Below are 18,951 nucleotides of genomic sequence, written 5' to 3' on the forward strand. Positions count from 1 at the left end.
ATGATCAGGACGTTAGGCCGTCCGGGTTACGCTCGCGGCCAGGTGCCCACCAGGGCGCCGGGAGCGAAGCCACCTGGTGGGGGAAGCCGAACGATGCGCGCACTACGCAGACTCCTGATCGTCGTCGTGGTCCTGGGGGGACTCTTCGTCATCGCCGACCGCATCGCGGTCCACTTCGCCGAGGGCGAGGTGGCCGACCGGCTCAAGGCGAACGGGGCGATGGACACCGACCCCGAGGTGACCATCCACGGCTTCCCCTTCCTCACCCAGGTCGTGGGCAGCGGCCTGGAGGACGTCGAGGTCTCGGTGCGGGACTTCGACGCCACCACCGACGGCAAGAGCGTCCGCGTCGCCGACCTCAACGCCCACCTGCGCGGCGTCGAGTTCTCCGGCGGCTTCAGCCAGGCCACCGCGAAGACCGCCGAGGGAACCGCCCGGATCGGCTACGCCGACCTGCTCAAGACGGCCAAGCCCGACCCGATCGACGTCGCCCCCGGCGTCACCGCCAAGGTCGTCGGCCTCTCCGACGGCGGCAACGGCAAGATCAAGGTGGCGGTCGAGGCGGAGATCTTCGGCACCACGCTCCCCAAGCCCGTGGAGGTCCTCTCCACCCCGACCGTCCAGGACGGCGAGGTGCGAGTGAAGGCCGACGCGCTGCCGAACCTCGGCATCAAGGTCGCCGAGGACAAGGTCCGCGAGATCACCGACTTCCAGCAGAAGGTCGGCGGGCTGCCCGGTGGCATCGCGCTGTCGAAGGTGACCCCGGCCGAGGACGGCGTCGAGATCACCGTCGAGGGTTCGTCGGTCCGCCTGGCCGGGTAGGACGGAGGACGGCCGCGCGTCCGGCGCCACCGGGCCCGCGCGGCGTCCGCAGAGCGAGACGCGGCCGTCCGTGATCCTGGTCCGCCGGTCCGCTCGCGACCGCCTCCGCCCCCACCTGAAGGGGTGGGGGCGGTTCCGTGCTGTCAGGGCGCGGGTCGGATGCCCGCATCGCGGACGATCTCGTCTCGAATGATGAAACGCCGGTGACAGCGCCGCCGCTTCGTCCCTACGATCGGACCCATGAAGCGCCAGGCGGATCTCACGAAGCGGCGGGCAGTCGACCTGTGCCGCGTCGCCGCCATGCTCTGTCGCCGCGGCTGAGCAGCGCGGGGACCGTACGCTCCGGCCCGTTCCGCCCGTGGGCGGAACCGGCCCGCCACCGCCCCGCCGAAAAGCCCGGAAGCCCGCGCGAGCGCCACGATCCCGCACCCTGTCCGCATCGCGGACACCGTGGCCGCCGGACCGCACCGGCCCCGCGCGAGCCGGCCGCGCACCGGCATCCCCGGACACCCCCGCAGCGCACCGCACGCAGCGCGCACCAGCCCCGCAACTGCCCCGGAGGAACGCACCATGAGCCGTAGTGACGTCCTGGTGGACGCCGACTGGGTCCAGGAGAACCTGGACGACCCGAACGTCGCCGTCGTGGAGGTCGACGAGGACACGTCCGCGTACGACAAGAACCACATCCGCAACGCGATCCGCATCGACTGGACCACGGACCTCCAGGACCCGGTCCGGCGCGACTTCATCGACCAGGAGGGCTTCGAGAAGCTCCTCTCGGCCAAGGGCATCGCCAACGACACCCTCGTCGTCCTCTACGGCGGCAACAACAACTGGTTCGCCAGTTACGCGTACTGGTACTTCAAGCTGTACGGCCACGAGAACGTCAAGCTCCTCGACGGCGGCCGCAAGAAGTGGGAGCTGGACTCCCGCGACCTGGTCGCCGAGGTCCCCCGGCGTCCGGCCACCGAGTACCGGGCCAAGCCGCAGAACACCGCGATCCGCGCCTTCCGCGAGGACGTCGTGAACGCCATCGGCCACCAGAACCTGGTGGACGTGCGCTCGCCCGACGAGTTCTCCGGCAAGCTGCTCGCCCCGGCCCACCTCCCGCAGGAGCAGTCGCAGCGCCCCGGCCACGTGCCGAGCGCCCGCAACATCCCGTGGTCGAAGAACGCCAACGACGACGGCACCTTCAAGTCCGACGAGGAGCTGAAGGCGCTCTACGAGGCCGAGCAGGTCGACCTCGCCAAGGACACCATCGCCTATTGCCGCATCGGTGAGCGCTCCGCGCTGACCTGGTTCGTCCTGCACGAGCTGCTCGGCGTCGAGAACGTCAGGAACTACGACGGCTCGTGGACCGAGTACGGCTCCCTGGTCGGGGTGCCGATCGAGCTCGGCCCCGCCAAGTGACCCCGCGGGGTCGCGCGTCAGGCGCGGCCCCGCGCCCCCGCCCCCGACCCGGCGGCGGGGGCACCGCACCAGCGAAGGACGGATGCAGGAATGTGTGGAGCCAAGGCCGGCGGCCCCGACGCCTCGACCATCAAGCCCGGTGAGACCACCATCCAGGGCAGCGTGACCCGCGACGGCGAGCCCGTCACCGGTTACGTGCGCCTGCTCGACTCGACCGGCGAGTTCACCGCCGAGGTCCCGACCTCGGCCACCGGTCAGTTCCGCTTCTACGCCGCCGAGGGCACCTGGACGCTGCGCGCCCTGGTCCCGGGCGGTTCCGCCGACCGCACGGTCGTCGCCCAGCAGGGCGGCCTCGCCGAGGTCGCCATCGCCGTCTGAGGCGCGCCGCCGTCTTCGGACCGCAGGGCGAGGGGCCGCACCCCAGGGGGTTGGACGCCACTGGACGGGGTGTGGCCCCGCGGCCTGTCCGTGTCCGTGCCGCTACCCACCGGCGTCGCCGTTCTCCCTGGTCAGGGGCGTTTTTCGGGCACTTTCGAACAGGGCTGTCCGCCGGGGTGCGAGGTGGGCGGACGTGCCTACGCTGGAACCATGTATGCGCGAAGGCGGCATGTGTACTTCGCCATGATGGGCCTCTGCTTGAGCCTCTTCGTCGTGGCGTGCGCCGTCGTGCGCCTGTGGTCGGTACCGGCCGCCGTCGCGATGTGCGTGGTGGCGATGGTGATCCCGCCGTGCGCCGCCATCGTCGCCAACCGCAAGGGGCCCGAGGACCGCTGGTACGACGACCCCGGCGCCGACGACGGTTCCGGCGAGGTCGAACCCCCTCCCGCGCCGCCGACCCACGTCCGCAGGAAGGACCCCCGGGACGGGCCGGGGACGCCGCCGGTGCGGCCGTCCTCCGAGCGGCGCGGGCCGCCCTCGGAGCCGTCCACCCATTCCGGCCCCTCCTCCCCTCCCGACCCGTCCGGCTCCACCGGGATCTCCGGCGGGTCCGGGGGCCGCGGCGGGCGCCGGGGACCTCTCTCCGACGAGGACCGCGTCAAGGGACACGACCCCGAATCCGAGGCGTGGTGGCGGGAGTTGGACCGCCGGGGCAGCGGCGGCCCGCCGGGACGTGGCAGCGATCCGCGCAGGCCCGGCCCCTGGCCGGAGGAGTAGCCGCTCGCGGGCGCCGAACCGCCGAGGGCGGGCGGGAGTCGGGCCGACCGGTCGGCAGGCTCAGTAGACGAGCGCCTGCACGCCGTCCGCCATGACCTCGCTGACGAAGACCTGCGCCCCCGCGATCCGGACGCCTTCGATGACGTCGCCCTCCGAGATGTCCCGGCGGGCGGCGCACTGCGTGCAGAGGGTGATCCCGCCGCCCGCCATGATCCCCTCGATCAGCTCCGGCAGCGGTGCCGCGTGCGGGAGCGTGAACTCCGCCGCCCGGCCCGGCACCGCGAACCACGAGGACTCGCCGGTCAGCCAGAGGGACACCTCCACACCGCTGGCCACGGCCACCGCGGCCACCGTGAACGCCTGCGAGCACCGCTCCGGGGCGTCCGCCCCGGCCGTCACCTTGATCACGAGCTTCTTCGCCATGCCCCGAATCGTAGTCACCCCCGGGGCGACCTCCGCCTACCTCGCCGAGTACGCAAGAAGGACGGCCGCCGCGACCTCGCCGACGGGCTCCACGAGTTCGCCCTGCGGCGCGCGGCCTCCCGAGGCTGGACCATGCCGGACGGAACCGAGGCCCGCGCCCCCCTGCCGCGGTTCCCGCCCTCGGGGCTCGCCGGCCCGTACCGAGAGACCCGGAGCGACGAGCGGTGGTCCAGCCGGGGCCTCTCCGAGACCGCCTCCGTGCACGCCTGCGAGGAACCCCCTACGGCGACGACGGGGCCCAGGCCCGGGTTGGCGTACACCGTCGCCGGGGACACCCTCGCCGCGGTGGCGCAGGAGAGGGAGGACGACGCGGCCCGCGTCCCCTTCCACCGGACGGTCGTTCCTCCAGACGCGACTGCTCGGCTGAGGCCGGTGGCGGGGGCGGGCCGGGGAGCCGGGCCCGCCCTCGCCGAGAGCGGCGGCGCCAGGCCGTCTAAGCTGGGGTCGGCTTCGTATCCGCTCATCCACGCGTCACCGAGGAGCACCCCGTGCTTGAGGCATTCTTCTCCGCCCTGCTGGTTCTGGTCTGCGTCGGCGTTCTCGCCTTCGTCGGCCTGAGCGTGAAGAAGCTGTACCAGGGCCAGCGCTGACCCAGCTGCCCGGCCGACCCGAACCCCTGCGACGAAACGCGTGAGCCGCTCATGATCGAGATTCCGTCCGACCTGCATCCGGACCTCGTGCCGCTGACCTTCCTCCTCGGTGACTGGGCGGGCGCGGGCGTCTTCGACTTCCCCGGCGCCGAGAAGTGCAACTTCGGCCAGGAGGTGTCCTTCAGCCACGACGGCCGGGACTTCCTGGAGTACCACTCGCACACCTGGGTCCTCGACGAGGCGGGCGAGAAGGTCAGGCCGCTGGAGTCCGAGGCGGGGTTCTGGCGGATCGACAAGGACCGCAAGGTCGAGGTCGTCATGACCCGCGACGACGGGGTGGTCGAGGTCTGGTACGGCGAGCTGGCCGACCAGAAGCCGCAGATCGACCTGGTCACGGACGCGGTGGCCCGCACGGCGGCCTCCGGGCCGTACAGCGGCGGGAAGCGGCTCTACGGCTACGTCAAGAGTGACCTCATGTGGGTCGGGGAGAAGCAGACCCCCGAGGTGTCGCTGCGGCCCTACATGTCCGCTCAGCTCAAGAAGGTCGTGACCCCGGGCGAGGTCGAGTCCTGGGCCAAGGACCTCGGTGACCTCCCGGACGACGGGATCGCCTTCTTCAAGTAGGGCTGCCTCAGGCGCCGGCCGGCTCCTGGCCTCAAGCGCCGGCCGGGCTCTCTTCGGCCTCAAGCGCCGGCCGGGCTGATGGTGCGCACCGGTCCGTTTCGACCTGCCGGTCACCGGTGGCCTCAAGCGCCGGCCGGGCTGATGGTGCGCACTGGTCCGTTTCGACCTGCCGGTCACCGGTGGCCTCAGGCGTCGGCCGGGCTATCGGTGGCACGGCCGGGGTTTGAGGCCCCCTCTACACTGGGTCGTGTGGTGAGCATCGACTGGACGAGTGACCTCCGGCAGCGCGGCTACCGGCTGACGCCTCAGCGTCAGTTGGTGCTGGAGGCGGTCGACAGGCTGGAGCACGGGACCCCGGACGAGATCCTCGGCGAGGTGCGCAGGACGGCCGCGGGCGTCAACATCTCCACGGTCTACCGCACCCTGGAGCTCCTGGAGGAGCTGGGCCTGGTCAGCCACGCGCACCTCGGCCACGGCGCCCCCACCTACCACCTCGCCGACCGCCACCACCACATCCACCTGGTCTGCCGGGACTGCTCCGAGGTGATCGAGGCCGACGTCTCGGTGGTCGAGGGGTTCACCGCCCAGCTCCGCGAGAGCTTCGGCTTCGACACCGACATGAAGCACTTCGCGATCTTCGGCCGGTGTGCGGCGTGCGGGGAGAAGCGCGAGCAGGCGGCTGCCCACGGCTGACCCGCGCCCCCGGGTCGTGGGGACGGAATATTCAGGGCCCCACCCGGCGTCCTAGGCTGTGTGTCCATGAAGAGTCCCCTGCTGTCCCTGCCCGGTGCCGTGCCCGCCGAGGGGCCCGACGAAGGCGTCGCCGCGCACTACGGCGACCTGTTCCGCGAACAGAGTGCCCTCGCCGACGGCACGGGGTTCGTCGACCTCTCGCACCGCGGCGTCCTCACCGTCACCGGCGACGACCGGCTGAGCTGGCTCCACCTCCTCATCACCCAGCACGTCAGCGAACTGCCGGCCGGCCGTGCCACCGAGGCCCTGGTGCTCACCGCCAACGGCCACATCGAGCACGCGCTCTACCTGGTGGACGACGGCGCGACGACCTGGGTGCACGTCGAGCCGGGTACGCAGGGCGCGCTCCTCGCGTACCTGGAGAGCATGAAGTTCTTCTACCGGGTCGAGATCGCCGACCGGACCGAGGAGTTCGCCCTCGTCCACCTGCCCGCCGGGTCCATCGCGAGCCTGGCCGAGGGGGAGGCGGCGGCCGTCCGCGAGACCCCGTACGGGCGGGACGTCTTCCTGGAGCGCGGGCGGCTGGAGGAGTTCGCCGCCGCGCACGGCCCGGCCGTCGGCGTCCTGGCCCACGAGGCGCTGCGCGTCGAGGCGCACCGGCCGCGGCTCGGCTTCGAGACCGACCACCGCACGATCCCGCACGAGCTGGGCTGGATCGGCACCGCCGTCCACCTCCAGAAGGGCTGCTACCGGGGCCAGGAGACGGTGGCCCGGGTGCACAACCTCGGCAAGCCGCCGCGTCGCCTGGTCTTCCTCCACCTCGACGGCAGCGAGGTGCACCTGCCCGGCCCCGGCGCGCCGGTCCGGCTGGCCGCCGACGGGCCCGACGGGCGGAAGCTGGGCTTCGTCACCACCTCGGCCCGCCACCACGAACTGGGCCCGATCGCCCTCGCCCTGGTCAAGCGGAACGTACCGGTCGACGCGGAGCTGGTCGCGGAGTCGACGGCGGCGGCGCAGGAGGTCGTGGTCGAGCCGTAGGGCCTTCGGGGCGGAAGGGGCCGGTGGGGCAGGTGCGCCCCATGTGCAGCCGTGCGCCTTTCGTGCCCCCGGGCGCGCCGGGGGTGGCGGATCTGTGCCCGCCGGGGGTGGCGAAACGCGTCCCCGGCGGGGCCGGCACCCCAAGGCGCCGACGCCCGGGTCAGACCTCCAACAGGACCGTGAACGGGCCGGCGTTGGTCAGCCCGACCCGCATCTTGGCGCCGAACCGCCCCGTCGCCACGGTCGCCCCCAGCTCCCGCAGGTGCGCCACCACCGCCTCGACCAGGGGTTCGGCCACCGGTCCCGGGGCCGCCGCCGACCAGGTGGGTCGACGGCCCTTGCGGGCGTCGCCGTAGAGCGTGAACTGGCTGATGACCAGGAGCGGGGCGCCGGCGTCGGAGCAGGAGCGCTCCTCGTTCAGGATGCGCAGCGTCCAGAGTTTGCGGGCCAGTTGCGCCGCCTTCTGCTCGGTGTCGTCGTGGGTGACGCCCACCAGGACGCAGAGTCCCTCGCCGCCGATCTCCCCGACCGTCTCGCCGTCGACCACCACGCTCGCGCCGTCGACCCGCTGTACCACTGCTCGCATGGGGCCCATCATGCCGTGCGCCCGGCGTGTGCCGCGCACGTACCCGCGCGCCCCGCACGCCCCACGCCGCGCAGGAACGGTACCGCCGTACGGGCACGAAATCGGGCACTCCGGCACGTTGCGGTCATCCGGGGTGGCACGATGCTCCCACGCGGTGCAGCCCGCCGCCGGTTCGAGGGGACGGACGAGAAGACATGAGCACATCGAGCACACCGATCACGGCAGGCATGGGACGACTGGCCCCGGAGCGCCGTTCCGGCGGCGTCTACGGGACCGCGCGCCCGCCGACCCAGCGCACCGACAGCCCCGCGCCCGGCGCCGGCCTGTCCGCGACCGGGGAGCCCACCCGCGACCTCGTCCTCCTCTCCCTCGCCGAACTGCGCACCGTGCGCCGCACGGCCCTGCGCGACGAGGGCGACCTGAGCTACGTACGGCGCATCCTCCAGGGCCGCCTGGACATCCTGCGGGCCGAGGCGGCTGCCCGCCGGGCCGAGCGGGCGCAGGCCGCCGGGCCCGGATCGGCGGGCTCGGCCTCCGGGGGCGATTCCGGTTCCGTGCCCGCCGGTTCCGGTGATCCCCGCCCGGCGCGGGCCTCCGGCGCTGGAGAGGGCACCGTCTCAGGTTCCGGTTCGGTTCCGGCCCCGGCTCGGGCGCTCGGCTTCGGCGCCGGGCTGACCGGGGTGGGCCCGCGGCTGGTCGTGGGGCCGCCGGTGGTGGCGCGCCTCTCCCAGATCCTCGCCGACGCCCCCACCCGGCACCGCGCCTCGGCCCGGCACGTCACGGTCTCCGTGCCGCAGGGCGAGGAGTACCGGCGGCTCGCCTCCGAGATGCTCTCCGAGGTGGAGCTCTCCGACCTCTCCGCCCTCACCGACGAGGAACTGGAGACCGCCACCGCCCGCCTCGGCCGCTACGAGCTGCGGGTCTCCCGCCGCCGCCAGCACCTCCAGCGCACCGCCGACGCCTGCGGCACGGAGATCACCCGCCGGTACCGGGAGGGCGAGGCGCAGGTGGACGACCTGCTGGCCTGACGAGGCGGGCGGCGCGGCGGACAGGACCGTCCGGGGGCCCCGCCCGCGCGGGTCGGCCGGGGGCGCCGAGAATGGGAGCCTCCGCACCGGAAGGCCGCCCGATGTCCACCTGCCCGCCCGTTCCGCCCCGCCCTGCCGACGAAGGGCGCGCCGCCGCCCCGTCCCCGGTTCTCGCCGAGGTGGTGCGCTCCGGCTTCGTCGAGGGCGTCCACCGGGGGAGCGCCGTGGTGCTGGAGGCCGACGGCCGCGTCGCCTGGTCCCTCGGCGACCCGGACCGGCCGGTCTTCCCGCGCTCCGCCAACAAGCCCATGCAGGCCGCCGCGATCCTGCGCTCCGGCCTGGACCTCGCCGGGGAACGGCTCGCGCTGGCCGCCGCCAGCCACTCCGGCGAACCCTTCCACCTGGAGCTGGTGGAGCGGATGCTCACCGAGTTCGGCCTGCGCGCCGACGCCCTCCGGTGCCCGCCCGACCTGCCGCTCGACCCGGTCGAGGCCGAGCACTACCTCGCCGCGGGCCAGGTCCGCCGCCCCCTCACCATGAACTGCTCGGGCAAGCACGCCGCGATGCTCGCCGCGGCGGCCCGCAACGGCTGGCCGCTCGACAGCTACCTCGACCCCGGCCACCCGCTCCAGCTCCTGGTCCGCGAGACCGTGGAGGCGGCGGCCGGCGAGCCCGTCGCCGCGCTCGGCACCGACGGCTGCGGCGCCCCGCTGATGGCCCTCACCCTGCCGGGCCTGGCCCGCGCCTTCGCCGCCTTCGTCCGCGCCGACCCCGGTACGCCGGAGCGCCGCGTCGCCGACGCCATGCGCGCCCACCCCGAGTACGTCGCCGGGACCCGGCGCCCGGACACCTGGCTCATGCGGGGCATCCCCGGGGCCCTGTCCAAGATGGGCGCCGAGGCGGTCCAGGCGGTCGCGCTCCCGGACGGCCGCGCCCTCGCCTTCAAGGTGGACGACGGCGCCACCCGCGCCCTCGGCCCCGTCCTCGCCCGCCTCCTGGAGCAACTGGGGTACGGGGGCGAGACGGCCACCCGCATCGGCAGCGCCCCGCTGCTGGGCGGCGCCGTGCGGGTCGGGGAGATCCGGGCGGCCTTCTGACCGCGGGGCGCGAGGACGCGGCCGTGGCGAGGTCGGCTCCGGCCGGGCAGTCCGGCCAGTGAAGTGCGGTTCGCCTGAACGCGGTTGAGGCGTCCGTCCGGGGCGGCCGGCACTTCGGCCGGTACTCCGGCGAGGAGGTCGCGCGGCTCGCCGCACCAGTCGACGCCGACGTCGCGTCTCCCGCTCGACGCGGCGCAGCACGGCCTGGATGACCCCCGTGGCCACGAGCAGGCGGCCGACGCCGGGCGTGGCGCCCGGAGGCCGCGGGCCGCGGCGCCGGGCCGCCGGTCCCTCCCCCGGCGGCCGACTCGGCGGTACGCTGCCCGGCACGCCCTCTGGTCTCCCCGCCGAGCGAAGCGGACACTCCCCTCGTGACCTCCAGCACGCACCCTCCCGAGCCGACCGCCGACGAACTCGCGGGCCTTGTCGACCTGGTCGCCGCCGCGAAGACGGTGATCCTCGGCTTCGACGGCCCCCTCTGCCGCCTCTACGACCCGCTCACGGCGCGCGCCGCCGCCGGCTCCCTCGCCCGGCTCCTGCACGAGCGCGGGGTCCCGGCAGAGGAGGTGCCAGACCGCACCCCGCTCGCCCTGCTCCGCTCGCCGACCCTCGGCGCCCTCGACGACGATCCCGCGCTCAGCGCGGAGCTGGACGAGCTGCTGACCGGCTCCGAGATGGCGGCCACCCTGACGGCCCGTCCCGCGCCCTACGCGGACAACCTGGTCCGCACCTGGTCGGCGGTGGGCACCCGGCTCGCCGTCGCCACCGGCCACTGCGCCGACGCCGTCCACGCCTACCTCGCCGGGCGCGGCCTCACCGCCTGTTTCGGCCCGCATGTGTACGGCCGCACCGACGGCCTCGTCCGCCTGGGCCACGACGCCCCGTCGCGGGCGCTGGCCGCGCTGGGCACCGACCCGGCCGAGGCGCTGGTGGTCGGCTCCACCCCCGAGGACCTGCGCGCCGCCAGGGACGCGGGCGCCCCCTTCCTCGGCTACGCCCGCGACCTCCCCGCCTACGACCGCCTCCGCGACGCCGGCGCCCCCTTGGTGACCAGCACCCTGGAACCCGTACGCCAGACCGTGTGGGACCTGAACCTCCCACGCCGGTGAACCCTGCGCACTCCCCTCCCCTCAACGCCACACCCCCGACGCACACACCCCGCGTCGGCGCCCGCCCGCTCCCAGCCTGGTCGGCCACTTCCGGCCCCGCCGGCGTTCGAGGCCATCAGTGACCGGCACGGCAGAGGGGCAGCCGAGGCCGAAGACCAGGCACTAGACGCGCAGCTCGGGCGGCAACCCGGTCCACCGGAGGTCCTCCGGAAGATGCCGGATGTCGTTGTAGACGATCAGCGAGGACGGCCGCCCAGGCGCGTAATGGATGATGCTGAGCGCGGCGTTGGCATGGTGCAAGCCGATCCACCGCCAGTCGGGCGCAGCCATCGCCTCCCGCACCAGCCACCCGATCACGAAGTTGTGCGTGACGACCAGATCGTGCCGGGCCACACCCCCGGGCACCGCCCCGGTGAACCTCCGCAGCGCGTCCCGCGCCAGCTCGGGCCCGGGCAGCCGCTCCCGCTCGGGCAACTGGAGCAGCCACTCCCACGTCGTCTCGGGCAGCCCGGAGTCGACCTCCCGGCGCTCCGGCAGGTACGGCACGTAGTCCCCGGCCGAGTCGCAGGAACGCGGCCTTGGCCCGCCGTCGCGCAGCGCGGCCACGATCTCGGCCGTCTCGCGGGTGGGCGCCTGCGGCCCGTGGTGGATCGCCGACAGCGGCACCCCGCGCAACCGCCGCCCGAGGAAGGCGGCTTGTCTGCGCCCGTGCGCGGAGAGCCCGTCCTCGTCCGGCGCGTCCCCATGCCTGGCCAGGTAGAGCGTGCGGGAGGCCATCCCGGTGGCGGGGGAGGAGGTCATGGGTGCGGTTCTCCGGATCTGTGGTGCGGACCGACGCGCCACGGTGCGAGTGGGCCCCGGGCAGCGGGTGGGCCTGTCGTACGGCCGGTGGTTGTCAGGACTGCCACCGGGGAGGCCCGGTTCCGCGCGTGCGAGTGGCTGCCGACTCCCTCTGGTTGACGCGGCGTTCGCCCCGCCGGTGCGGCCTGGCCGCAGGTGCGACCAGGCCGCACAGGGCCTGCCCACCCGCTCACCGTTCCATGACTGCCGACCAGGGGCGCGCGGGGGCAGCAGCGCGCGTGGGGGCGTACGCGGGCGCCCCCCATGCCCTGTACTCGGACACCGCGCCCGCCCCCGGCTCCGCCTTCCGCGCCAGGACGAACCCCTGGTCCCCCGCCCGGGGCCCGTCGTCCGCGTCGGGCCGGCGGATCAGCAAGGCCTCCACGGTGAACCCGGCCGCGCCCAGCAGCCCGGCCACCTCGCCGGGCGGGACCCAGTACACGTCGAGGGAGAGCGGATGCCCGTACGCCCGGTCCAGGTGCCGTACCCGCTCCCCGGCCTTGTAGGCGAGCAGCAGCCGCCCGCCGGGGGCCAGCACCCGGTGGACCTCGGCGAACACCCCGGGGAGCTGTTCCGGCGGCGTGTGCACCGTCGAGTACCAGGCGACGGCGCCGCCCAACGCGCCGTCGGCCTCGGCCAGTGCCGCCATCGTCCCCTCCTCGAACCGCAGATGCGGACACCTCCGGCGAGCCACCGCGACCATCCCGGGGGAGAGGTCGATCCCGTACGCGTCGACCCCCAGGGCGGCGAGGTGCGCCGTGATCCGCCCGGGGCCGCAGCCGAGGTCGGCGACGGGGCGTGTCCCCGGGCCCCTGACGAGCGCGGCGAAGGTGGTGAGCAGGGCGCGCTCCAGGGGTCTGCCGTCCAGCTCGGCGCGCAGGAGCCGCTCGTAGTCGGCGGCGACGGTGTCGTAGGACGCGCGGGTGGCGGCCTCGGCGGGTCCGAGGGGCTCGACGGTCTCGGAGGTGTCGGTCATGGAGCGGGAGGCTACGCGAGGCCGCCCGTGCCCTCCGGCGTGTCCGGCTCCTCGTACCGCGCCACGATCGCGGCGGCCAGTTCCCGCAGGCGGGCGCGGGCCTCGGGAGGGTCGGTGATCGTCAAGTCGTCAGCGAACGGCAGGAGTTGGCGTACGTCCTCCAGGTTCCGGCAGGCCAGGGTGACGGTGACCCGGCCCGGCCCGGCCTCGGCTCCGCCCTCGGGCCGGCGCACCGTCAGGCGGGAGCCGAGGACGCGCAGGGCGCGTTCGGCGTGGCGGGATGCCAGCAGCCCGTGGACGTGGAGCACGGCCGACGCCTCCCACCCGGCGGTCAGTTCGGCGACCACGTCGGCGAGTGAGACCCCGGGCCGCAGCCGGCGGGGTGAGCCGGTCGGGTGCCAGGCGGCCAGGCGTTCCAGCGAGTAGAGACGTGGCGAGCCCGACCGGTCCGCGACCAGGTACCAGCGGCCCGCCTTGGCCAGCAGCCCGTACGGGTCGACCAGTTGCCAGGTCGGCGCGGCCTCCCCCGAGCGCCGGTAGCGGATGCGCAGCCGTACCCCGCGCCGGACGTCCCCGACCAGCGCGCTCGGCTCCGGCCCCTGCGCACCGGGCCAGAACCACGGTCGGCTGTCGGTCGTGACCACGGCGCTCAGCGGCAGCGGCGGACCGGCCGCCGCCCCCGTCGTCCGAGCGGCGACCTTCTCGCGCGCCCGCCGCCCGTCGGCCCCCGCCCCCAGCTGGCGCCGCTGACGGTCGTCGAGGCCGTGCAGGGCCAGCTGGTCCCGCTCGCCGGGGGTGAGCCGGGCGGTGTCCAGGGCGCCCCCGGGCAGCAGCGTCACTCCGCCCCACCGGCCCCGCTCGACCAGTACGGGGAAACCCGCGTCCTGGAGCCACCGCAGGTCCCGCAGCACGGTGCGCACCGACACCCCGGTCTCGGCCGCGAGGTCCGTGGTGGTGACCGGGTCGCGGCGGGTCTGGAGGGCGAGGAGAAGGGCGAAGAAGCGGTCCGGCGTCACCCGGCCACGATCTCACCGCCGGCGTACGGAAACACGCCAGGATCTGTCAGGTAGGGCAGGCACGCTTCCCTCGTACGCCACCCACCGGCACAGCCGCGACGGAGCAGGAGCAGCCTCACCATGACCCGACCCGACATGTTCATCGTCCACGTCCGCGACGCTCGGGAGTCCGCCCGCTTCTACGGTGGCTTGTTCGCGATGGAGCCCGCCTTCGAGTCACCCCGCTTCATCACCTTCGAACTGGGCGGCGGCGTCCAGCTCGCCCTGTGGAGCGGCGCCGCCGAGAACCTGACCGGGCCCCGCACCGCCGAGGTCTGCCTCACCCTGGACGGCGCCCCGGCCTCGGTCGACGCCCGCTACGAGGAGTGGACGGCGAAGGGCGTCACCATCGTCGAGGAGCCGCGCGACGCGGTCTTCGGCCGCACCTTCGTCGCGGCCGACCCCGACGGCAACCTGATCCGGGTCGCCCCCAACGACTGAGCCCCCGGGCCCGTTCCGGCCGCCGCGCCGCTCGGCGGTGTGGCCGCCGTGCGGCCCCAACCTTCCGACGGTGCCTGGCACTTCGACAACTTGGCGGGGGCGTACCTAGAGTGCCCCCGTGATCGATCACTGGAACACCGACCGGGTGCGTCACTTCCGTGCCGAGGCGGCTTCCCGGGAACTGCCGGCGGCGGAGGTGGAGGAGTGGTTGGAAGCCGTCAGGCCCGCGGTCTTCTGGACGTTCGAGGGTGCCGGGCCCGTCGCGGCGCGGCTGGGCGGTGACGCGCTGCTGCCCGAGGAAGAGCCGGCCCCGACCCCCCCGCTCGCCGCCACCGTGGACTGCTCACTCCTGCCGGATGGCACCGGGCTCCCCTTGCCCGCCGACGGCCACCTGCTGTTCTTCGCCGCGCCGCACGTCGGTTTCGGCGGCTCGAAGGACGGCATCGTGCGGTACGTCCCCGCCGGCACGCGGACGACCGCCCGTCCCGCCGATTCCGGGTACGGCGCGTACCCGTCGCACGACCTGTGCATGGGGTGGCTCGGGGCCTCCACGCCGGACGCGGAGAGCTACGCCTCGGCGAAGTGGGACGACGACCTGGACGCGGACGAGTTCGACCAGGCCACGCAACTCGTGGAGGAGATGGCCGCCGCCTGGACGAGCACCGGCGGCCTGTGGCCCATGTGGACCTTCGCGCTCGGCGGCAACGCGACCGCCCTGAACTACGACCCGCTGGCAAGCGTCCGGGAGGAGGAGCCGGAGGACGCCGAGGACTGGGCACTGCTGGCCACCTGGCGCTGCGGCGAGGAGGTCAAGGAACTGGACCGGGGTGTCATGAGCTGGCTGATCCGCCGCAAGGACCTGGCGTCCCTCCGCTTCGACCGCGCCCACATCTGTGTCGACATGTGACAGCGCCGGTGCCCTTCGCCGACCGGGGCCGGGCCGGTCGTCCATCGCCTCGTGGAGCCGGTGGACGGCGAACCGCCCCCTGCCACTCTCGACGTACGACTGGTGGGGGCCTTGCGCCAAAGGCCCCCACGTCCCGCGCGACGACCCGCCGACGCCGCCACCTGCGGAACGACTGGAGCAGGCGGAGCCGAGTCAACGGGTGGGTGGAGCAGAGGTGATCGCCGTCCCCGTGGTCGGCGGCGCCGGTCTGGACCACACCGGTGCCGAGACCGAGCCGATCGGCCCCGGCCTCGGCCCCGGCCCCGGTCAGCTCCCGGCGAGCCCCGCGAGCACGGCGGCGGCCGGTCCCGGGTGGACCAGCCAGCGCAGGTGACTGCCCTCCAGTGTGTGGACGTCGAAGACGTTGCCGGGGGTGAGGGCGTCGGCCTCGCGGATCATCCGGTCCTGCACGGCGGGCGGCATGCTGGTGTCGGCCGCCAGCCGGACGTACGTCCTCGGGACGGTGCCCCAGGTCGCGGCCTTGGCGCGGTCGGCCTCGGTGCCGGCGTCGAGGTTCTCGTCGGGCTGGAAGGTGTTGAGGAAGGTCCGGAACTCGTCGTCGGTGAGGTCGGCGGCGAACGCCTCCTTGAACGCGGCCAGCGCCGTCGGGTCCGCGGTACGGAAGTTGGTGCGCAGCAGGCCGAGTTCGGCCGGGTTGGCGAGCAGCGAGGAGGCGAAGGCGGTCGGGTCGACGTCGGCCATCTCCGGCTCGGCGTAGTAGTCGCCCACGGCCAGGTCGACCGGGCACCAGGCGGAGACGTAGACGAGGCGGTCGACCAGGTCGGGGCGGGCGTTGGCCACGGCGGTGATGGTGGCGCCGCCCCGGCTGTGGCCGACGAGGACGGTGGGCCCGTTCCGTCCGGCCCGCTCCAGGGCCTCGATCACGCGGGCCACGTTGTCGGCGAGCGTGACGCCCTTGATGGCCCCCGGCTCGGCGGCGAGCGCCGGGAGGTCCTGCGGGGCCTGGTAGGCCGCGGGGAAGGTGGCCTCGAACCCGTGTCCCGGCAGGTCGACCGCGACCGAGCGGTGCCCGAGCAGGCCCAGTTCGGCCTGGAGCGGCGCGAAGGAGAACGAGTTGGCGAAGGCGCCGTGGACAAGGACGAAGGTCGGAGTGTTCGGCATGCCTCAGCCTGCAACGCGCCGGCCTGCGAGGCAAGCCCCCTCTGCGTGAGGGGAGTTGACCGTCCGGCCCGGACTCGCGCGAAACCCGGCTGCGCTCCGGCGCCCCCTGCCCTACCTTCGACCGCATGGCTGACGAGTGTTTCCGGCATCCACGGCTCGCCGCGCTCTACGACCCACTCGACCCCGATCGCGGCGATCTCGACGCCTACGTCCGGATGGCGCAGGAGTTCGGGGCACGTCAAGTGCTGGACATCGGCTGTGGAACAGGCGTGTTCGCGCTTCTGCTGGCTGAACGCGGGATCGAGGTCGTGGGTGTCGATCCCGCTCAAGCGTCCATCGTCGTGGCCCGAGCCAAGCCGGGCGGCGAGCGAGTGCGCTGGATCTGGGGCGATGCCACGACACTTCCGCCGATGCGGGTCGACCTGGCAACCATGACCGCGAACGCCGCCCAGCAGATCCTTGATCCGCAGGCATGGCGCGAGACCCTGCGTGGCACGCACGAAGCACTACGGCCCGGTGGCCGTCTGGTGTTCGAGACCCGGGACCCGGCCAGACGCGCCTGGGAGGAGTGGAACCGCGAAGCCTCGTATCGCGTGACGGAGATCCCGGATGTCGGCCCAGTCGAAAGCTGGGTCCACATGGTCGAGGTGAGCGAGCCGCTGGTGACGTTCCGCTGGACCTATGTGTTCGCTGCCGACGGGGAGGTGATGACGTCGGACTCCACCCTGCGCTTCCGCGAGCGGCAGGAGGTCGAGACGGAGCTGATCGCGCAGGGGTACGTGGTGGAGGACGTACGCGACGCGCCCGACAGGCCGGGCAAGGAGTTCGTCTTCGTCGCGCGACGCCCATAGCCCGACCCCCGACGGACCTCGCCGCGCAGAGTGATCGGGACTCGATCACTTCGCCGGGCAGATCCAGTGGGAGACACCACAAGCACGGGGACGGACAGGAGGGTCGCCGGCGCCGCTACCTCCCCGCGATCCGCCCCGGTACTTTTGCAAGCGCCGCGCTTGCAGGAGTTAGCGAGGGTGGGGCATGGTGAGGACATGGCATCGCTCAACGTCGGTGGGCTCGGGGAGTATCTGCGTGAGCAGCGGCGCAATGCGCGGCTGTCGTTGCGGCAGCTCGCCGACGCCGCCGGGGTGTCGAACCCGTACCTGAGCCAGATCGAGCGCGGGCTGCGCAAGCCGAGTGCGGAGATCCTCCAGCAGATCGCCAAGGCGCTGCGGATCTCCGCCGAGACGCTGTACGTGCAGGCCGGGATTCTCGACGAGCGGGATCCGGGCGAGAGGGAGACGCGCGGCGTCATCCTCGCCGACCCGACGCTCGACGAGCGGCAGAAGCAGGTACTGCTCCAGATCTACGAGTCGTTCCGCAAGGAGAACGGCTACGGAGCCGACGATGGGCCTGCGGCCGGCGGTGGCGGCGCCCGTGAGGCCGAAGGCGGCGGACCCTCCGCCGGGACGGCGGAAGCCACGTAGCAGCTGCCGGGTGAAGCGCGCGGCAGGTTCCACATCCCTCGAATGACGCAAGACCGGGAGGATCACGTTCATGGCCATCACCGACGACCTGCGCAAGACCCTGAGTGAGTCGCGTCCCCTGTACTTCGCGGCCGGCACCGCCGACCTCGCCGTGCGGCAGGCGCGGAAGGTGCCGGAGCTGATCGAGCAGCTGCGCGCCGAGGCGCCCGAGCGTATCGAGGCGGTCCGCAACACCGACCCGAAGGTGGTCCAGGACAAGGCCGCCGCCCGCGCCAAGGAGGCGCAGGAAACGGTCCAGGGCAAGGTCAACGAGGTCTTCGCGGTGCTCGACACCGACCTGCGGAAGCTGGGCGAGAGCGCCCAGGGGCTGGCGCTGCGCTCGGTGGGCGTCGCCGCCGAGTACGCCGTGAAGGCCAAGGAGGCGTACGACAAGGTCGCCGACCACGGTGAGCAGGCGGTGCGCACCTGGCGCGGCGAGAGCGCCGAGGGTGTCGTCCAGGTCGCCGAGCTGGTCGACGAGGCCGCCGACAGTGCGGTGGACGCGGCGCGGAAGGTGGAGCCGCAGTCCGCCCCGGCCGCGCCGGCCGCCTCCGGGAAGTCCTCGACCGCGAAGGGCGCCGGGACCGGCGCGGCCGTGAAGAGGCCCGTCGCCCCGAAGAAGCCGGTGGCGCCGAGGAAGGCGCCCGCCCGCAAGCCGGCGGCCCGCAGGGACGCGCCGACCGACAGCTGATCCGGCGGCCGGAATGCCGGCTGCCGCGCGCAGGCGACGGTGGCTGGGTGGCGTACGGGGGTAGGCGTACCCGCGTGGTGCCCACGCGCGGCGGAGGCCCGGGCTGGAAGCAGTGCCGGGCATTGCGGATACTGTGGCGCATTCCTCATGGAATCGGGCACGGTTTCGGCGGCGTGGGCGTTGTCCGGGGTGCGGGCGCGGGCGGCGTGTCCGCGCCGGGCCGGGATTCCGGCCGCTGTCCTGGAGACTGGGGGCAGGCGTCCGGCGTGGAGCCGGGTGACCCGTTCCGCGGAGTCCGCGGTGCCGTGCCCGTCGAAACTGGTGGTGGAGAGAGTGCTGATACAGGGATTCAACAGCCTGCTGTGGCTGCTGCAACTGGCGTTCACCGCCTTTGCCGCCTTCGCGTTCATCGACGCGCTGACCCGCCGGGAGGACGCCTTCCGGGCCGCCTCCAAGCAGTCCAAGCCGTTCTGGCTGATCGTTCTCGGGATCGTCCTGGTGGTGAGCCTGCTGTTCGAGCTGCTGTCCCCGCTGCCGATCATCGGCCTCATCGCGGTGATCGTCTACACGGTCGACGTGCGGCCCGCCGTCCGGGAGGTCTCCGGAGGGCCCCGGCGCGGCGGTTCCCGGGGGTCGAGCAGCGACGGTCCGTACGGGCCGTACAACGGCGGTCGCTGACAGCGGCAGCGAGGACGGCACGGCAGGCGAGACGGCGGACAGCCCGC

The 18,951-nt window shown here is 73.8% G+C and carries 23 protein-coding genes; 17 read left to right on the forward strand and 6 right to left on the reverse strand.

Going from position 1 to position 18,951, the window contains the following annotated elements; all coding sequences use genetic code 11:
- Positions 1–93 precede the first annotated feature (93 nt).
- From ACSLIC_RS14325 to ACSLIC_RS14345, 5 genes are all read left to right on the forward strand, one after another.
- Entirely contained in the window at positions 94–822 is a 729-nt protein-coding gene (locus ACSLIC_RS14325) for an LmeA family phospholipid-binding protein (RefSeq protein WP_436738072.1), read from the forward strand.
- Between the two features lie 240 nt (positions 823–1,062).
- The gene (locus ACSLIC_RS14330; protein WP_350495130.1) at positions 1,063–1,143 is read left to right on the forward strand and encodes a putative leader peptide; all 81 of its coding nucleotides are present in this window, start codon (positions 1,063–1,065) and stop codon (positions 1,141–1,143) included.
- Positions 1,144–1,392: 249 nt separating this feature from the next.
- Positions 1,393–2,232 (forward strand): sulfurtransferase, encoded by an 840-nt coding sequence (locus tag ACSLIC_RS14335; protein WP_436738073.1) that lies wholly within the window; start codon positions 1,393–1,395, stop codon positions 2,230–2,232.
- Between the two features lie 90 nt (positions 2,233–2,322).
- Positions 2,323–2,610, forward strand: a complete 288-nt coding sequence (locus tag ACSLIC_RS14340) for a DUF1416 domain-containing protein (RefSeq protein ID WP_003949043.1) — start codon at positions 2,323–2,325, stop codon at positions 2,608–2,610.
- A 210-nt stretch (positions 2,611–2,820) separates the two neighbouring features.
- Complete coding sequence (locus ACSLIC_RS14345) at positions 2,821–3,387, forward strand: DUF3099 domain-containing protein (protein ID WP_436738074.1); 567 nt, start codon at positions 2,821–2,823, stop codon at positions 3,385–3,387.
- Between the two features lie 60 nt (positions 3,388–3,447).
- On the opposite strand, the gene ACSLIC_RS14350 is transcribed toward ACSLIC_RS14345, so the two are convergent.
- On the reverse strand, positions 3,448–3,810 hold the full coding sequence (locus tag ACSLIC_RS14350; RefSeq protein ID WP_436738075.1) for a DsrE family protein: 363 nt from the start codon (positions 3,808–3,810) through the stop codon (positions 3,448–3,450).
- Between the two features lie 701 nt (positions 3,811–4,511).
- Here ACSLIC_RS14350 and ACSLIC_RS14355 point away from each other — a divergent pair.
- From ACSLIC_RS14355 to ygfZ, 3 genes are all read left to right on the forward strand, one after another.
- Positions 4,512–5,084, forward strand: a complete 573-nt coding sequence (locus ACSLIC_RS14355; protein ID WP_436738076.1) for an FABP family protein — start codon at positions 4,512–4,514, stop codon at positions 5,082–5,084.
- 249 nt (positions 5,085–5,333) lie between these two features.
- The gene (locus ACSLIC_RS14360) at positions 5,334–5,777 is read left to right on the forward strand and encodes a Fur family transcriptional regulator (protein WP_436738077.1); all 444 of its coding nucleotides are present in this window, start codon (positions 5,334–5,336) and stop codon (positions 5,775–5,777) included.
- 66 nt (positions 5,778–5,843) lie between these two features.
- Complete coding sequence (gene ygfZ / locus ACSLIC_RS14365) at positions 5,844–6,815, forward strand: CAF17-like 4Fe-4S cluster assembly/insertion protein YgfZ (protein WP_436738078.1); 972 nt, start codon at positions 5,844–5,846, stop codon at positions 6,813–6,815.
- A 160-nt stretch (positions 6,816–6,975) separates the two neighbouring features.
- Here the strand turns inward: ygfZ and dtd are convergent, their stop codons facing one another.
- Positions 6,976–7,401 (reverse strand): D-aminoacyl-tRNA deacylase, encoded by a 426-nt coding sequence (gene dtd / locus ACSLIC_RS14370; RefSeq protein WP_436738079.1) that lies wholly within the window; start codon positions 7,399–7,401, stop codon positions 6,976–6,978.
- 194 nt (positions 7,402–7,595) lie between these two features.
- Here dtd and ACSLIC_RS14375 point away from each other — a divergent pair, with 194 nt between their 5' ends.
- The 3 genes from ACSLIC_RS14375 (at position 7,596) to ACSLIC_RS14385 (ending at position 10,635) form a co-directional block, all read left to right on the forward strand.
- The gene (locus ACSLIC_RS14375; protein ID WP_436738080.1) at positions 7,596–8,429 is read left to right on the forward strand and encodes an RsiG family protein; all 834 of its coding nucleotides are present in this window, start codon (positions 7,596–7,598) and stop codon (positions 8,427–8,429) included.
- 101 nt (positions 8,430–8,530) lie between these two features.
- A complete protein-coding gene (locus tag ACSLIC_RS14380) occupies positions 8,531–9,526 on the forward strand; it encodes an asparaginase (protein ID WP_436738081.1) in 996 nt (331 codons plus the stop codon).
- Positions 9,527–9,897: 371 nt separating this feature from the next.
- The gene (locus tag ACSLIC_RS14385; protein WP_436738082.1) at positions 9,898–10,635 is read left to right on the forward strand and encodes an HAD family hydrolase; all 738 of its coding nucleotides are present in this window, start codon (positions 9,898–9,900) and stop codon (positions 10,633–10,635) included.
- A gap of 162 nt (positions 10,636–10,797) precedes the next feature.
- On the opposite strand, the gene ACSLIC_RS14390 is transcribed toward ACSLIC_RS14385, so the two are convergent.
- From ACSLIC_RS14390 to ACSLIC_RS14400, 3 genes are all read right to left on the reverse strand, one after another.
- Positions 10,798–11,436, reverse strand: a complete 639-nt coding sequence (locus tag ACSLIC_RS14390; protein WP_436738083.1) for a histidine phosphatase family protein — start codon at positions 11,434–11,436, stop codon at positions 10,798–10,800.
- 229 nt (positions 11,437–11,665) lie between these two features.
- Complete coding sequence (locus ACSLIC_RS14395) at positions 11,666–12,451, reverse strand: class I SAM-dependent DNA methyltransferase (RefSeq protein WP_436738084.1); 786 nt, start codon at positions 12,449–12,451, stop codon at positions 11,666–11,668.
- A gap of 11 nt (positions 12,452–12,462) precedes the next feature.
- Positions 12,463–13,467, reverse strand: coding sequence for a helix-turn-helix transcriptional regulator (locus ACSLIC_RS14400; RefSeq protein WP_436738085.1), 1,005 nt, complete (start codon positions 13,465–13,467; stop codon positions 12,463–12,465).
- Between the two features lie 120 nt (positions 13,468–13,587).
- On the opposite strand from ACSLIC_RS14400, the gene ACSLIC_RS14405 reads away from it, so the two are divergent.
- Both ACSLIC_RS14405 and ACSLIC_RS14410 read left to right on the forward strand, forming a co-directional pair.
- Complete coding sequence (locus ACSLIC_RS14405; RefSeq protein WP_436738086.1) at positions 13,588–13,947, forward strand: VOC family protein; 360 nt, start codon at positions 13,588–13,590, stop codon at positions 13,945–13,947.
- Between the two features lie 118 nt (positions 13,948–14,065).
- Positions 14,066–14,854: a DUF1963 domain-containing protein gene (locus ACSLIC_RS14410; protein WP_436738087.1), complete on the forward strand. Its 789-nt coding sequence runs from the start codon at positions 14,066–14,068 to the stop codon at positions 14,852–14,854.
- Between the two features lie 306 nt (positions 14,855–15,160).
- Here ACSLIC_RS14410 and ACSLIC_RS14415 read toward each other — a convergent pair whose 3' ends face one another.
- Positions 15,161–16,015 (reverse strand): alpha/beta fold hydrolase, encoded by an 855-nt coding sequence (locus tag ACSLIC_RS14415; protein WP_436738088.1) that lies wholly within the window; start codon positions 16,013–16,015, stop codon positions 15,161–15,163.
- Between the two features lie 125 nt (positions 16,016–16,140).
- On the opposite strand from ACSLIC_RS14415, the gene ACSLIC_RS14420 reads away from it, so the two are divergent.
- From ACSLIC_RS14420 to ACSLIC_RS14435, 4 genes are all read left to right on the forward strand, one after another.
- The gene (locus tag ACSLIC_RS14420) at positions 16,141–16,866 is read left to right on the forward strand and encodes a class I SAM-dependent methyltransferase (protein WP_436738089.1); all 726 of its coding nucleotides are present in this window, start codon (positions 16,141–16,143) and stop codon (positions 16,864–16,866) included.
- A gap of 195 nt (positions 16,867–17,061) precedes the next feature.
- Entirely contained in the window at positions 17,062–17,496 is a 435-nt protein-coding gene (locus tag ACSLIC_RS14425; RefSeq protein ID WP_436738090.1) for a helix-turn-helix domain-containing protein, read from the forward strand.
- A gap of 70 nt (positions 17,497–17,566) precedes the next feature.
- Positions 17,567–18,226, forward strand: coding sequence for a hypothetical protein (locus ACSLIC_RS14430; protein WP_436738091.1), 660 nt, complete (start codon positions 17,567–17,569; stop codon positions 18,224–18,226).
- 333 nt (positions 18,227–18,559) lie between these two features.
- On the forward strand, positions 18,560–18,904 hold the full coding sequence (locus tag ACSLIC_RS14435; RefSeq protein ID WP_436738092.1) for a DUF2516 family protein: 345 nt from the start codon (positions 18,560–18,562) through the stop codon (positions 18,902–18,904).
- Positions 18,905–18,951: the final 47 nt, after the last annotated feature.

Origin of the sequence: Streptomyces sp. BBFR102, assembly GCF_051397025.1 — a bacterium.
Classification (GTDB): domain Bacteria; phylum Actinomycetota; class Actinomycetes; order Streptomycetales; family Streptomycetaceae; genus Streptomyces.

Bases quoted from the DNA above. Each gene is read 5' to 3' on its own strand.
- ACSLIC_RS14405 (WP_436738086.1), top strand. From the start codon at position 13,588: ATGACCCGACCCGACATGTTCATCGTCCACGTCCGCGACGCTCGGGAG.
- ACSLIC_RS14350 (WP_436738075.1), bottom strand. From the start codon at position 3,810: ATGGCGAAGAAGCTCGTGATCAAGGTGACGGCCGGGGCGGACGCCCCG.
- ACSLIC_RS14355 (WP_436738076.1), top strand. From the start codon at position 4,512: ATGATCGAGATTCCGTCCGACCTGCATCCGGACCTCGTGCCGCTGACC.
- ACSLIC_RS14390 (WP_436738083.1), bottom strand. From the start codon at position 11,436: ATGACCTCCTCCCCCGCCACCGGGATGGCCTCCCGCACGCTCTACCTG.
- ACSLIC_RS14430 (WP_436738091.1), top strand. From the start codon at position 17,567: ATGGCCATCACCGACGACCTGCGCAAGACCCTGAGTGAGTCGCGTCCC.
- ACSLIC_RS14380 (WP_436738081.1), top strand. From the start codon at position 8,531: ATGTCCACCTGCCCGCCCGTTCCGCCCCGCCCTGCCGACGAAGGGCGC.
- dtd (WP_436738079.1), bottom strand. From the start codon at position 7,401: ATGCGAGCAGTGGTACAGCGGGTCGACGGCGCGAGCGTGGTGGTCGAC.
- ACSLIC_RS14335 (WP_436738073.1), top strand. From the start codon at position 1,393: ATGAGCCGTAGTGACGTCCTGGTGGACGCCGACTGGGTCCAGGAGAAC.
- ACSLIC_RS14415 (WP_436738088.1), bottom strand. From the start codon at position 16,015: ATGCCGAACACTCCGACCTTCGTCCTTGTCCACGGCGCCTTCGCCAAC.
- ACSLIC_RS14420 (WP_436738089.1), top strand. From the start codon at position 16,141: ATGGCTGACGAGTGTTTCCGGCATCCACGGCTCGCCGCGCTCTACGAC.
- ACSLIC_RS14425 (WP_436738090.1), top strand. From the start codon at position 17,062: ATGGCATCGCTCAACGTCGGTGGGCTCGGGGAGTATCTGCGTGAGCAG.
- ACSLIC_RS14375 (WP_436738080.1), top strand. From the start codon at position 7,596: ATGAGCACATCGAGCACACCGATCACGGCAGGCATGGGACGACTGGCC.
- ACSLIC_RS14395 (WP_436738084.1), bottom strand. From the start codon at position 12,451: ATGACCGACACCTCCGAGACCGTCGAGCCCCTCGGACCCGCCGAGGCC.
- ACSLIC_RS14325 (WP_436738072.1), top strand. From the start codon at position 94: ATGCGCGCACTACGCAGACTCCTGATCGTCGTCGTGGTCCTGGGGGGA.
- ACSLIC_RS14330 (WP_350495130.1), top strand. From the start codon at position 1,063: ATGAAGCGCCAGGCGGATCTCACGAAGCGGCGGGCAGTCGACCTGTGC.
- ACSLIC_RS14340 (WP_003949043.1), top strand. From the start codon at position 2,323: ATGTGTGGAGCCAAGGCCGGCGGCCCCGACGCCTCGACCATCAAGCCC.
- ACSLIC_RS14345 (WP_436738074.1), top strand. From the start codon at position 2,821: ATGTATGCGCGAAGGCGGCATGTGTACTTCGCCATGATGGGCCTCTGC.
- ygfZ (WP_436738078.1), top strand. From the start codon at position 5,844: ATGAAGAGTCCCCTGCTGTCCCTGCCCGGTGCCGTGCCCGCCGAGGGG.